Raw genomic sequence first — 14,880 nt, forward strand, 5'->3', positions numbered from 1 at the left:
TTCAGTTATTTCCTTGGGTTTCCACAACTAGCACCTCACTCTCATTTCCGAAAGCATCGGATATGGTTATTCCGGCCGGAACCCTAAGACTGTTTATTTCCAAGCACATATCCTGTTCGCCTTCCGGTAAATACTTTTTCTCCACCATTACGGCATCCCCACTTTTAAAATTACTCTTTGAGCGATATAGGTTGAGGAATCTTGGTACCGTATCGCTATGGGAAACACAAAGTTCCAAGGTTTTGTTATGTTTTCTGTACGAGGCAATGCCAGGTAGTGCGATTTCCCTTTTGGATACTACAAGTCCCACCGGATTATGCGCTGGAAATCGATAAAATTTTCGCTTTAGGGTGTTGGTGACCCGCTCATGCTGCCCCATCAATGATTTTGCGCTAAAGAAAATGTTCCCGTCAATTTTCCCCAAACCTCTAGCTAAACGTAGCTGTTTTGGAATTTCATTTCTTCGGTTCCAAGCCTTGTCCGCATTGTTTTTGATTTTGTAGGTGCCATTTCCAATGTAAAGATTGCCACCTTTGGCGTTGGTTTCCCACCATTCGGTGATAATCCGATGGGAGGCCGGAGCATAATCCATGCTCCAATACACTTGGGGAGCTAAATAGTCCAACCAACCCTGTTCTGTCCATAGTAAGGGGTCGGCATAAAGATCTTCAAAAGTGGTTTGCCCTGCTTTGGTATCCGAGCCTTTGGGGTCGGTACCCTTATTTTTCCAAACCCCAAAAGGGCTAATCCCAAACTGTACCCAAGGTTTGTGGCGTTTGATGGTTTGATGGACATTTTTTACAAGAGAGTCCACATTGCTGCGTCGCCAATCTCCCAAGGTTTGATCGGGAAGGCCAAATTGCTCAAAAGTCAAGGAATCATTAAATACTTCATCTTTGATTTTATAGGGATAGAAATAATCATCAAAATGAATGGCATCTATCTCATAGTTTTGAACCAGTTCCGCAATAATCGAATCAAACTTTTTTCGAACTTCTGGTAACCCGGGATTGTAGTAATATTTCTTACCGTATTTGACCATCCATTCGGGATGCTGATAAAAATCGTGTTGTTTGGAAAGCGAGAGGGTATCTAAATCTACCGTGGCCCTATAGGGATTCAACCAAGCATGAAATTCCATACCTCTTTTATGCGTTTCCTGGATCATCCATTGCAGCGGACTTTCAAAATCGGAAGGAGGTTCTCCTTGCTTTCCTGTTAGATACTTAGACCATGGAGAGCGTTGTGATGGATACAATGCATCACCTGCGGTTCTAATTTGAACAATGGCTGCATTGAAGTTGAGGTTTTGGTAGAAATCCAAAATGCGGATAAAATCCGCTTTTTTCTTATCCGTAAGGTCGTTTGCATTTTTAGGCCAGTCAATATTCGCCACAGTGGCTATCCAGATTCCTCTAAATTCTGTTTTTGGGGTTATTGATGGGGCTCTGAAAACAGAACAGGAAATAAAAAGTAACGGGAAGATTAAAAAAGCAATCGTGCGCATTGAAAAAGAAAAAGGCCTACTCCTGAATAAAAGTAGGCCTTTTTGTACGGATTATTTGAATTTGTACCGTACAAATCCTTCCATGGCTTCGTACTCCGCCATTCCCAGTTGGTTGTATTTTCTTGCGGTATCCTTATTTCGTTCTTCGGCTCTCATCCAGAATTCCCTGGAATCATCCCCTTGGAACATTACTCCATCTTTTTGCGATTGGTGACAGAAAATGGCCAAACGCTTACGGAGTACTTGATCCGGGCTCATGGGCACTGCCATTTCAATTTCGTGGGTGTCCCATTCGTGCCATGCTCCTCTGTACAACCAAACCCAGCAATCGTCCATGTACGATTCGTCTTTTAGTTCCTCCAAGGCGGCGAACAAGGCATCCAAGCAGGTTTTGTGGGTGCCGTGGGGGTCGGCAAGATCTCCGGCAGCATATATTTGATGGGGCTTGACATCTTTAATCAGGTCAACCATAATGGCCACATCGGCATCGGAAAGGTCGTTTTTCTTGATGGCTCCGGTTTCGTAAAAAGGAAGGTCCAAAAAGTGCACATTGGAGTCATCAACCCCAAAATATCGCGTTGCCGCGAAAGACTCGCCACGTCTAATGTTTCCTTTGAGCTTTCTAACTTCAACAGGGTCAAAATCCGCCTCTTTTTTCGATTTTATGGCGTCGATAATGGTCTGGGCCTCTTCGGATGGATTAATGGACTTGGCAATTTCGGCAAATTTTAGTGCTTCGGTATCAGAGACCGCAATGTTCCCTGAAGTTTGGTAGGCTATGTGTACATCGTGACCTTGCTGAACCAAACGGTCGAAAGTTCCACCCATGGAGATTACATCGTCATCCGGGTGAGGGCTAAAAATGATAACTCGTTTACTAACGGGCAAAGCACGTTCCGGTCTGTTGGTATCATCCGCATTAGGTTTTCCACCTGGCCAACCTGTAATGGTGTGCTGCAGCCTGTTGAACATTTTAATGTTCAAGTCGTAGGAATCATGTTGTGTCAGCAAGCCGGACATTCCATTGTCGTTGTAATCCTTGTCCGTTAGGCTCAAAATGGACTTTCCGGTTTGTCCACAAAGCCATACGATGGCCTTGGCGGTCAGTTGCTCGTTCCAGGCAAGGGATTCATCCACCAACCATGGGGTTTTATGTCTGGTAAGTTCGCTGGCTGCGGCCGTATCCAAGATAAAGGAGCAGTTGTTGTGCTCTTGAAGATAGGTGGCAGGAACATGGGAAGAAATTTCTCCTTCAATGGTCTTTTTAATGATTTCTGCCTTGTTGGGTCCCCATCCCAATAGGACAATTCTTTTGGCGCTCATTACCGTTGAAATTCCCATGGTAATGGCCCTTCTTGGAACATTATCGATACCCAAGAAAGCAGGAGCGGCATCTACACGGGTAATGTGATCCAAGGTGATTACCCTGGTTGCAGAATTATGGTGAGACCCTGGTTCGTTGAATCCAATATGACCAGTTCGACCAATACCCAAGAGTTGAAAATCCAATCCGCCGGCCTTCTTTATTTTCTTTTCATAATCCAGACAGTGTGCAATGATTTCCTCCCCTGAAACAGTGCCATTGGGAATGTGGACGTTTTTAGGTTCGATGTCGATATGGTTGAACAAGTGTTCATGCATAAAGTAATGGTAGCTCTGGCGATTGTCCTTTTCCATAGGTAGATACTCATCCAGATTGAAGGAAATAACATTGGAGAAGCTCAAACCTTCATCTTGGTGCATCCGGACCAATTCCCTATATACGCGAATCGGGGATGACCCTGTAGCCAATCCAAGAACACAGTTTTGGCCTTTTGCCTGTTTTTCCTTGATCAAGTCTGCAATTTCCTTGGCCACGGTAGCTGAACCATCTCCGGAGTTTTCAAAGATGATGTTGTGAACCTTTTCAAAACGGGTTTCCTCAAATTGCCCCGCAGGTTTGAACGATATGTCCACTCTTCCATTTTTTACTGTTGCTGTTTCCATGAAGCACTAATTTTCAATACGGTGTTTTACTAATAGTTGGTTTTAAAATCCTAAATCAAAATTTGGAATGGCAAAAATAGGAATTAAAATTGAATTTTGCTGTTTTTTGCAATCTTTTTGCAATCTTTTGCTTTTTTTAATGATTTCGTAACAATTTATTTGAATTAAACAGCATAAAATGGGATAGTTTTCTTTACATTTGGCCTTAAATTCAATTTCAAAGTTCATGCTTAAGGAGGAGCGACAGCATACCATCTTGAACGAAGTGGAGCTGCATAATCGGGTTCTGCTTACCGATTTAGCGGAAAGATTGGACGTGTCCATTGACACCGTTAGGAGGGATGTTAAGGAATTGGACGGGGAAAATCGGTTGGTGAAGGTTCACGGTGGGGCAGTATCCCTGGGTTTTGCAAATCATAGCCCAAAGCGGAACAATGTCTATGCCTTGGACGAGAAGATTACCATTGCCAAAAAGGCTACCTCCTTTTTAAAGGAGAACAGTGTAATCTTAATTGATGGTGGAACCACATGCCAAGAGTTGGCCCGCTTGTTGCCCACAAACATCAACCTCACTTGCTTTACGTTGAGTCTTCCCGTGGCTATGGAATTATTGGGCAAACCCAATGTGGAAACAATCTTTATTGGAGGGATGCTTTCCAAGGATTCCCAGATTGCCATAGGTTCCAATGCTATCCATAACTTATCCCAAATAAAGGTTGACTACAGTTTTATTGGGACTGGATATGTGGATGCAGGCTTTGGATTGACCGAGTTTGATTGGGACATTGTCCAAACCAAAAAAGCGGTTATCCATGCTTCCAAAAAGACCGTATTGCTGTGTATTTCCGAAAAATTGAATTCACAGCACCGTTTCAAAACCTGTGATCTTAATATGATAGATACCATGATCACCGAATTGGAACCAGAGCATCCGCTGCTTGAAAGTTTTAAAAATCAAGACCTATACCTATTATAATATGACGGATTACATCAAAATTACCGAGCGTCCATCCAATCATGATCATCTGGAAAAGATGTCCACCAACGAAATTTTGGAAGGGATCAACCAAGAGGACAAGCAAGTAGCAGAAGCTGTGGAGCAAGTCTTGCCCCAATTGGCAAAACTGATTGATGGCATTGTTGAACGTTTCGAGAAAGGGGGGCGTTTGTTCTATATAGGTGCTGGTACCAGTGGTCGCTTGGGCATATTGGATGCTTCAGAAATACCACCCACTTTTGGGATGCCCCACGACCGGGTCATAGGTCTTATGGCTGGTGGGGATGTTGCCATTCGCAAATCCGTAGAGCATGCGGAGGATGACACCCAACAGGCTTGGAAAGATCTTTTGGAATACAATGTGGATGCCAATGATGTCCTGGTGGGAATTGCCGCATCGGGAACCACTCCGTATGTGTTGGGGGGGCTTGAAGATGCCAAAAAACATGGGATTTTAACTGGAGGGATAACCAACAATCCCGGTTCACCCTTGGCTAAATTGGCGGATGTTGCCATCGAAATCAATGTAGGACCAGAATTTTTGACCGGGAGTACCCGAATGAAAAGTGGCACAAGCCAAAAGTTGGCCTTGAACATGATTTCCACCGCTTTGATGATCAGAACCGGAAGGGTTAAAGGAAACAAAATGGTGAATATGCAATTGAGCAACAACAAGCTCGTGGACAGGGGAACCCGATATTTGGTGGAAGCACTTGGCCTAGGCTATGACGATGCACAAAAAGCCCTAAAAAAATACGGTTCGGTTAAGAAAGCAATTGAGGCTTTACAGTAGGAATCCTATTTTGGATCTAGTCGATAAATCCCTTTTCCTTCAATCCCAACATAGATAAACCCATCGGGGGCCTGCCGCACATTGCGGACTCTACCCATACCATCCAAAAGCTTTTCCCGGTAGGTAACCTTGTTGTTCTCAATTACCAATCGTTCCAAGTATTGGAAGGCTAGGGATCCTACCAGTAGATTTCCATTCCACTTTGGGTATTTATCCGAGGAAACAAAGGCCATTCCGCTAGGCCCTATGGAAGGGGTCCACTGATACACAGGTTGTTCCATGCCTGGTTTTGAAGTTTCGTCTGTAATTTTTGTACCACTATAATTGATGCCATAAGTGATTACTGGCCAGCCGTAGTTTTTACCTTTTTGTACCTTATTGATTTCGTCCCCGCCCCTAGGTCCGTGTTCATGTTCCCATAGTATTCCTGTTACGGGATGTAGTGTAAGGCCTTGTGGATTTCTGTGGCCATAGCTGTAAATGGCTGTTTTAGCTCCGGATTTGTCCACAAATGGGTTGTCGGCCGGAATTTTTCCGTCATCATGGATGCGGTAAATTTTTCCACCATCCCTCTGGATACTCTGGGGGTTTTCGTCCCTATTTCCGCGATCTCCGACCGAAAAGTAGAGGTAACCCTGCTGATCAAATTCCAATCGGGAACCAAAATGCTGTCCTTTGGTGGTATTCGGTCCTGCTTTATAGAGGAGTTGATGGTCCGTTAATTGCGTCCCAGACAGCTTTGCCCTTGAAATTGCCGTGTTTCCGCCTTTACCATCACCCTCTTCAGAAGAATATGAAAAGTAAATCCATCCGTTTTGGGCATAATTCGGATGCAATTCAATGTCCAATAAGCCTCCTTGGCCTCTAACATAAATTGCTGGAAGATTAGAGATTTCTGTCGTTTTTCCGCTCTTAAAGTGTAGCAGTTTACCTGATTTTTCCGTGACCAAGATGGCGCCATCGGGCAAAAAAGCCATACCCCATGGGTTTTGAATGACTGGAATTACGGAATTTACAGTAAAATCAATGCTTTTGGGAAGATTTATGCCCTTGTCAGAATTTTGGGCACAAGATGTAGTAAGCATTACAACGAAAAAAATAGGTAATATGGTACTTTTTTTCATAATTTGACGTTGAAATTATAGATTTTATAGACGAACGACGGCTTTTTGAAGTCGAAAGATAAAGAGAATTATATAAGTTTAGACAATTACAATCTAGAATATTAAGACCCCAAATCTGAAGTATTCTACCATAACAAGACTTAACCTATGCTCCCACAGAAAACAAGGCATTTGCTGTATGCCGTGTTGTTGGTGTTTATATCAATATTTTGTTCCACGGTACTTGCAAAAACAGAGGTCAACAGGGTATTTGCCAAGGTAGTGAGTGCAGTATCCAATCCTGACCGGGAAGAAAAGACCCAGAAACTGGATGTTGACATTTCCATTACGCACGATGAAAGTTCCCTAGCCGTCGCTAGCCCCATGTTCATGACCATTTTACAAGGGGCCGACGAAGAGGTGGTATGCCCCAACGATGGTAGTACGCTGGCCAAATTCTTCCTATGTGGTACCAGCGATATCCGAACTTTGACCCTTAGTCAATCCGGTAGTAGCTACGAATGGCAGCAATTGGATACCAATACCTGTGCCCCTACAGTGGTTGACGATTGTCCGACCATAAACGCGGCTTGTACCTGGAACACGGTAGGCACCAGTGCAACCTATAGCTTATCCACTGCCGGGGAGTTTAGGGTGCGTGTGGATTCCGGTCAATACTTCTATTTCAAATCCACCTTGAACCCGTTGGACCCCCAATTGATTAAAGAGGACATTATCTGCGGAAATCCGGGCAGGGTGGAAGTGACCAATGTTCCTGCAGGCTACGAATACAGCATAAGCGGAGCCGCAGGACCGTATCAAGACGATCCATTTTTTGATGTTACCACGGCTGGTAATTATAGGGTTTGGGTACGTTTGAAAAACGTTTCTGCCAGTGCCTGTGTGTTCCCTTCAAACACGGTAAATGTGCAGGACTTGGACATTACAGTTGACGTAACCGCCAACGACATTCTTTGTAGTGGAGAGCTCGGAAGTGTGGACGTCCAGGTTGCTGGAGTCCCGGGATTTTATACCTATAGACTCATCAAAAATGGAGTGACTGTGGACACTTTTGGTCCAAATGGGGCAGATTCGTACACTTTTGCCAATGTTAGTCCAGGAACCTACAGCATCAGAGTTGACACCAATGATTGTTCCGAGACGGTTACGACGGTTACAGGAGGTGGTCCCATTGAGATTGGTAATGGGATTAGTCCCTTGGATGTTTCAGCAACAGCTTCAGCCAGTTTTGGCTGCGGGGCAACTTCAGTCGATGTGGACTTAACGACTTCCGGGGGAACGGCTCCCTATCGCTTTAGCGTGGACGGTGGTCCCTTTGGCTCCACATATACCGGGTCCACATCTTTCACGGTATCAACAGCAGGTACCTACAATATTTTGGTCGAGGATGCCAACGGATGCCAGCGGGGCGCTTCCGTGGACGTACCCGACATTCCACCACCTTTATTCAATTTTACCGAAGAGGATGCCAATTGCGGGGGTGCCAACGATGGTAGAATAACGATAAACGTGACCAATGGATTTGGATACGAAATCGAGTATAGTATTAACAATGGGGCCAGCTATCAAGTGAGCAATGTGTTCTCCAATTTAGCACCGGGAACCTATGATGTGGTATTGAGATATGAGCAGGATTCTTTTACCTGTACCACAACACCACAAACTGCAACAATTGGTACCCCATCCACCATCAGCGCTACAGCCACTCCTGATTCTGCACCAACCTGCTTAAATGAAACAGGAGGTCAGATCACCATTTCCGGAGTTTCTGGCGGAACCCCTCCTTATGAATATAGTATTGGTGCAGGGTTTGGACCCGGCACGGTGTTTACCAATCTAGGAGTGGGAACTTATACCCCATTGGTTAGGGATGCAAATGGTTGTGTGCAGCCATTGCCGGATGTTGTTTTTAATACTTTGGACAAACCTACTGACTTGGCATTTACCATTTCAAGTTTGGATTGTATTTCCACCACGGCTTCCGTGGGATTGGTTGTCACAGGCGGAACCGGTCCTTATACTTACGAGATCATTGCGCCGGCCGCAAGTGCTATCAACAATGGAAACAATGATACTTTCACCGGATTGGGCCTTGGAACCTACACCTTTAGGGTTACTGATAATGAGGGTTGCTCTTACGATGAGAACTATGCAATAACCGATATTAGTTCAATTGGGGTGCAAGCGCAGCAAACCAGGGTGGTTACCTGTGTTGGCGATGCCGATGGGGAAGGTCGTTATTTGGTGGACGGATTCAACACCACATACAGCTATAGCATTGATGGAGGGTCGCTATTCACGGGTCAGAACAGTGGGATTATACCCCTTACTGGATTGACCGCAGGGAACTATGTGATTTCCGTTACGGATGAAGACACCAATTGTACCGATACGGCTACCTTGACTATTGAGGAACCATCAACAGCATTTGCTATTTCAAGTTTGGATGTTACCGACATGAACTGTCAAAATGGAAACATTGGGGCAGTCCGCGTAAATACCGTTGGAGGATGGGGAGGTAACCGCTATACCTTGACCCAGCCGGACAGCTCGACAAGGGGACCGCAGAACAGCCGTGTATTCTCCAATTTATCCCAAGAAGGCTTATATCAGGTAAGTGTTACCGATGCCAATGGTTGTACCGTTACCGATAGTTTCACCCTAACAGCCCTTCAGGCGCCCACACTTACTTTGGATACTGGAGCATCGGACTTTTGTTATGACAATTTCACGGCTGCTACTTTGGTGGTCAATGCAACCTTGGGAACAGCACCTTATCAATATCGGGTTAATGGCGGTGCTTTAGGCGCCAGTAATACCTTTACGGGACTAACCCCGGGCACCTATACCATTGAAGTGGTGGACGCCAATGATTGTCGGGATACCGTCACTGCTACCATCGAACCTCAGGTTATGGCTACCGCTACAACCATCCAAGAATTGGATTGTGCCGGGCCACCTGCCCAGATTCAGGTTAATATTTCCAACGGATATACTTCTGGGGGAGACTACGACATTTACGAGGTGAGCATCAATGGTGCTCCATATACTTCGGACAACAACAACATTACTGGAAACTCATTCATTTACAGCATTCCCAATGATGGTTCCATAGTTTCGGATACCACTTACCAATTCATGATTACTGATAGCGAAGGTTGTACTACCGAATCCAACGTCGTGACTATTACCCCGCCTGAAACCATTGCAGGGTCTGTGGTAGGTACGGATACCCAATGTGGGGATGCAACTAGCGGAATCGTGGAACTTGTCCCCGATACCACACAAGGTGTACCACCCTATGAGTTCAGTAACGACAATGGTGCAACCTTTGTGGCGGGTAACATTTTCTCCGGTTACGGACCTGGTACCCATGGAGGTTTTGTAATCAGGGATAGTAGAGGGTGTGTCAGTCCAGCGTATTCGGTCACCATTGGAGCAAGCGCCGCCTTGGATGCCACTGCAACGCCAACACCAGCGGTCTGTTCGGCCGGTTCGGTATTAGGCTCTGTTTCTACTACAATCAACAATGGAGTAGCACCTTTCGATTATGTTTTATTGGATGTTGCAGGAAACCTAGTAGCGTCATCCATGGGTACGGCAAGTACCACGGTAAACTTCCCGAATCTTCCTGTTGGTAACTATACAGTGGTCACTACAGATGCTCAAGGATGCGAGGACAGGGATGACGTAATTATCGATCAGAACATATTGGATTTAATTCCATTGGACCCACCTCCAGCCCTTTGTACGGATGCATTTATTTCTTATCGGGTGCAAGCCACTGGGGGAACTGCACCATATGAATTTAGATTGGTGGGCGACCCTGCCTTTGTTCCGGCCAATGTAAATGGTGTAGATATTCATGATTTTTCTGCTGTGGTCACCTTTGGTACAACATATTTTGTGGAAGTCAGGGATGCCTTGGGCTGTATTTATATTGAAGAAATTGACCCCATTGCTGCTCCAAGTCCAGTGACAGTTACCGCTACCGCAACGACTGCATCCTGTAATGTGGCCGGAAGTGGGGCGATAGATTATGATGTAACCGGAATAGCAAGCCCGGCGGATTTAACGATTACCCTCGAAAACACGGATACAGGCGCAACAATCTCTGGTCCAACAAATCATAACAATGTGACCATTCCTTTCAATGATACCTTTACAGGTCTGGCTCCGGGAAATTACCAGATATTGGTCACCGATAACAATACGGGTTGTACCGGAAGTACCTTGGTCTTTATTGGATTTAGTTCACCTTCCATAGTAATTGACAGCAATGTACAAGCCACCTGTAACGCTGGGGCGTTTGTAACCGTTAGGGGAATTGGTGCAGCCACTCCTTTTGCATATGCCTACGTACCTACAGGAGACCCAGCTCCCACAGTATTCAATACCGACACTACTTTTGAGATTGCTGGACCATATCCCACTGACTACGATTTCTATGTCCAAGATGCGAATGGATGTACTGCAATGACTACCGCCACGGTGAGTCAGGAGGCAGGCGTGCCCAATCCAACCATTGATGTGACTAACCAGTGTACCGCCACTAGCGGGTATCAGATTGAAGTGACTTCGCCCTTGACAACCGGTTCTGGTTTGCCAGAGGATACATTTATGTATGATATTGGAAGTGGATTCCAGACCAGTGTCAACTTCGTGGTTCCGAACCCAGGAAGCTATGTAATTACCGTACGTGATGGGAATGGATGTATTAACACGGTCACAGCTGAGGTGTTTGATTTCTTTGCCATCACCGCCGATGCAACTTCCTTCCCAACCTGTAACGCCGGGGACGGTGGGATTACAGTTAACACGACAGGGGGAAGTGGAAACTTTGAGTTTCAACTTCGCGATGCGGGAACCCTGGCCAATATTGGCCCACCCCAAAGTTCCAATGTGTTTACGAGCGTAATGCCAGGCGATTACAACATTTTGGTGACGGACCTTAGTTCTAATACCACTCCCTTGTGCTCCGATGAGGCCATTGTAAATGTTTCCACAGTGAATACACCTGTGATTACAGCTACCCCAACTACCGAAATCACCTGTAATGGAGCTGACAATGCAACCATTGCTGTGGAATTGCAGCCCGGTAGTGACACGGATACTCCCATTAACTACATCCTATACGATGGAGGAAGTTCCACCATAATCGCAGGCCCCCAAGCGTCCCCAATATTTGATGGGCTAGCTCCAGATACCTATCAGGTCGAGGTGGTATCAGATAGGGGCTGTACAGATCGCTCTGGAGATATAGTAATTGCTGAGCCTACCTTGCTACAAGTGGCAGCGACGAACACTGAGTTTAGCTGTAATCCATCCAGCAACCAATTTAGTACTGCAACCATTACCATTTTTACGGATACCAATGGGGATGGGACTGGAACAGCTACCGGTACCGGACCTTATACCTACAGCTTGAATGATGGAACCCCACAGTTTGATGGCACCAATTTTCAGACGAGCAATGTTTTTGAGGTTATCGACAATGGTACGAACCAGACATTTATCCTAACCGCAAGGGACCAAAATGGCTGTGAGGAAACCACCACGGTTAATATTAATACCCCAACGGACATCACCTTTAGTTATAATGTGGGACAAATAACCTGCGATGCTTCAGGGGTTGGCGTGAATCCAGGATTTATAGAGATTATAGTAAACGAAGGTCCTGGCAATTACGAGGTCGAAATTTTACCCCTTGGGTCCGAGCCTGCAAGAAACTCCTCTGGAACAGATCGCGTTACTTGGGATATCTCAACCCCGGGAGACTACATTTTTGCGGTAACGGATATTGGAAGTGGTGGATGTTCCTACCTCACTGCTACCATCAATATGCCGGAGTACAACAATATCGAAGCCATCATCGCTGAGGTACAACCGGTTACCTGTTTTAATGGTAATGACGGGGAAATCAGCATTGAAATCAACAATTACAGTGGATCGTACAATTATGAGGTCTTTTCTCGGGATAATTCGGGTGTGGAAACCACTACTGGAGTAACGGGTAGTTTCGATACCAATGTGCCCATTAATAGTCCTGAAATTATTACAGGCTTGCCAGCTGGTAATCTCGTAGTACATGTTGAAGCAATGGATTCCCCATTTTGCGATGTAATTAGCAATGTAACCACGGTTCGCTCACCCGACCGTCCCCTTTCCGTTGTGGCCATACAGACTTCCGAAGTCACCTGTAATGTTCCCGGATTTGGTGAGATTACCGCTACCGGCGATGGGGGTTGGGGTACGTATGAATACCAATTGATCGCTCCTGACGGAACCACGATACTTGTGGATTACCCAAATACCAATCCTGTTTTCCCAGATTTATCTACGGGAACCTATACAATTAATGTCCGGGATTTTAGGGGATGTGAAGAAAGTACCACCATTAATTTGCCACTACCAACACCGATTTCTGCGGATATTCAGGTGGTTCAACCGCTAAGATGTAATAATGATAACGACGGAATCATCGAGGCCTATAATATGGCCGGTGGTCAAGGACCGGGTAATTATTTGTATCAATTGAACCGGATTACGGATGGTACGAACAGTGGACTGCAAACAACCCCAACCTTTGCCAATTTGTCGGCAGGGGACTACACCATTACCATTTTTGATGGATGGAACTGTAGTTTCACCACTTTGCCGATTACCGTTCAGGACCCTGAAATCGTGATTGCGGAACTGGTAGAGCTTCAACCTCCAGGTTGTGGGGATTTGGGTAGAATGGAATTAACCGTGACCAACCCAGAAGTTGGGGTGGATTACTTTTACCGCAGATCCGGGACAAGTGACCCCTTTACTCCATTTGGTCCGGGATTGTCCAGTATAGAGATAACGGCAGACATCACGCTCGATCCAGGACCTTTCCAATACGATGTGCAAAATTCTAACGGTTGTCCATTTGAGCTTTCCAATCAAATTTCCTTGGATCCCGCTGCACCTTTGGTTATAGCACTGGATTTGACCAATGCTACCATAAACTGTGCGGGTGAGGCAACCGGAATTATCCGATCTGAAGCATTTGGAGGAATCGGCAGTTATGTTTATACCCTTCTGAATTCCAATGTACCACCAGTTCCAACGCCATCAACAACCGTGAGGGCAGCTCAAAGCTCAGGAATTTTTAGAGACCTTCCTCCGGGAACGTATTATGTCTATGCCCAGAGTGGCGGTTGTGAAGCCATTTCCGACCCCATCATCATTGAGCCAAAACCACCTTTGGTACTCGAGTACTTGGAAGCCGTACCCGTTTCTTGTTGGGGCGATACAGATGGACAAATTATTATTGAGGCCAGCGGGGGAACCGGTGCAATTCGATACTCAATTTCAGATACCTTGAGCGAATTCTTTGAAGGGGATGACCCGGCCAATCCAAATAGAAAAACCTTTGACGACCTTTCACCAAGAACCTATGATGTAATCATTCAAGACGACCTGGGATGTACCATCACCCGAACTGTAGAGATTACCCAACCCATGGAACTTTTGGCCGGTGTGGCCTCTACAACCCCAGAAGTATGTTTAGGCGATATGGATGGAACCTTGACCTTGGAGGTAACGGGAGGTACAGCACCCTACTTCACCAGTGTAAACTCCGCTGACGATGCAGATTTTGTGCAAAATGATACCCTGTTCTTTGATAATCTTCAAGGGGGTGAAACCTATGTGATATTTGTGCGCGATTCCAATGGATGTCAAACAGATGTTACCGCCGAAATTGGAGTTGGAATTGAGCTGATGGCCGAACCCATAGTGGAATATGGTTGTGAGGGGATTTTCCCTTATAGCACGGCAACTGTATCCATAGCGGATGAATCCATGTTGGATGAGTTGTTATTTTCCTTGGATGTGGATGATGTCAATTTAGCTACGGAGCAGCGTACGTTTGGTGACCTTCCGGAAGGGGAACATACGGTGTACATCTATCACCAAAATGGTTGTGTGACTTTTGTTGAGTTTGAAATTGAGGCGTATGAACCATTGACTTTGGAGGTGCTTAAAACCGGTCCAACAGAAATAAAGGCCATAGCTTCTGGTGGTTTTGGTGGCTATGAGTATTTCTTCCAGGGCGATTCGTATGGCGATACCAACACCTTCAATATTACCTTTGATGCCAATGTAAATGTGATGGTCCGCGACCAGTATGGATGTGTTGCCAGTTTAGTAATGCCCTTCAATTTTGAAGGCATGCCTGAAATGCCGCCGTTCTTTACCCCGGACGGGGATGGAATGAATGACAACTGGTACCCAAGAAACCGGGAGTATTTTCCAAACATCGATGTTATTATCTATGACCGTTACGGTAGGGTAGTGGCTAGATTGGATCAGGTTAAAAAGTGGGATGGGGCCTATGAAGGACACCCGCTTCCTACGGGGGATTATTGGTATGTAGTTTATGCCAACGATCGCGAAAAGCAACAATACGTAGGGCATTTTACCCTGTATAGGTAATTGATTT

Annotated in this window: 6 protein-coding genes; 3 read left to right on the forward strand and 3 right to left on the reverse strand. The window is 45.6% G+C overall.

What is annotated here, in order from left to right; translation table 11 throughout:
* Position 1: 1 nt before the first annotated feature.
* A complete protein-coding gene (locus M3P07_RS02860) occupies positions 2 to 1,507 on the reverse strand; it encodes a glycoside hydrolase family 10-like protein (RefSeq protein WP_249968386.1) in 1,506 nt (501 codons plus the stop codon).
* Positions 1,508 to 1,558: 51 nt separating this feature from the next.
* Positions 1,559 to 3,493 carry a glucosamine-6-phosphate deaminase gene (gene nagB, locus M3P07_RS02865; protein ID WP_249968387.1) on the reverse strand — a complete coding sequence of 645 codons (1,935 nt, stop codon included), beginning with the start codon at positions 3,491 to 3,493 and terminating at the stop codon, positions 1,559 to 1,561.
* 226 nt (positions 3,494 to 3,719) lie between these two features.
* Between nagB and M3P07_RS02870 the strand changes: the two genes are divergently transcribed.
* Positions 3,720 to 4,469, forward strand: coding sequence for a DeoR/GlpR family DNA-binding transcription regulator (locus M3P07_RS02870; protein ID WP_249968388.1), 750 nt, complete (start codon positions 3,720 to 3,722; stop codon positions 4,467 to 4,469).
* 1 nt (position 4,470) lies between these two features.
* Positions 4,471 to 5,283 carry an N-acetylmuramic acid 6-phosphate etherase gene (murQ, locus tag M3P07_RS02875; protein WP_249969437.1) on the forward strand — a complete coding sequence of 271 codons (813 nt, stop codon included), beginning with the start codon at positions 4,471 to 4,473 and terminating at the stop codon, positions 5,281 to 5,283.
* A 5-nt stretch (positions 5,284 to 5,288) separates the two neighbouring features.
* Here the strand turns inward: murQ and M3P07_RS02880 are convergent, their stop codons facing one another.
* Complete coding sequence (locus tag M3P07_RS02880; RefSeq protein ID WP_249968389.1) at positions 5,289 to 6,407, reverse strand: PQQ-dependent sugar dehydrogenase; 1,119 nt, start codon at positions 6,405 to 6,407, stop codon at positions 5,289 to 5,291.
* Positions 6,408 to 6,554: 147 nt separating this feature from the next.
* Between M3P07_RS02880 and M3P07_RS02885 the strand changes: the two genes are divergently transcribed.
* The gene (locus M3P07_RS02885; protein ID WP_249968390.1) at positions 6,555 to 14,873 is read left to right on the forward strand and encodes a T9SS type B sorting domain-containing protein; all 8,319 of its coding nucleotides are present in this window, start codon (positions 6,555 to 6,557) and stop codon (positions 14,871 to 14,873) included.
* The last annotated feature ends 7 nt before the right edge of the window (positions 14,874 to 14,880 follow it).

It is taken from the genome of Flagellimonas myxillae (assembly GCF_023502235.1).
In the GTDB taxonomy this organism is placed as follows: domain Bacteria; phylum Bacteroidota; class Bacteroidia; order Flavobacteriales; family Flavobacteriaceae; genus Flagellimonas; species Flagellimonas myxillae.

Coding starts and splice junctions, on each gene's coding strand:
- nagB (WP_249968387.1), bottom strand. CDS start 3,493: ATGGAAACAGCAACAGTAAAAAATGGAAGAGTGGACATATCGTTCAAA.
- M3P07_RS02870 (WP_249968388.1), top strand. CDS start 3,720: ATGCTTAAGGAGGAGCGACAGCATACCATCTTGAACGAAGTGGAGCTG.
- M3P07_RS02860 (WP_249968386.1), bottom strand. CDS start 1,507: ATGCGCACGATTGCTTTTTTAATCTTCCCGTTACTTTTTATTTCCTGT.
- murQ (WP_249969437.1), top strand. CDS start 4,471: ATGACGGATTACATCAAAATTACCGAGCGTCCATCCAATCATGATCAT.
- M3P07_RS02880 (WP_249968389.1), bottom strand. CDS start 6,407: ATGAAAAAAAGTACCATATTACCTATTTTTTTCGTTGTAATGCTTACT.
- M3P07_RS02885 (WP_249968390.1), top strand. CDS start 6,555: ATGCTCCCACAGAAAACAAGGCATTTGCTGTATGCCGTGTTGTTGGTG.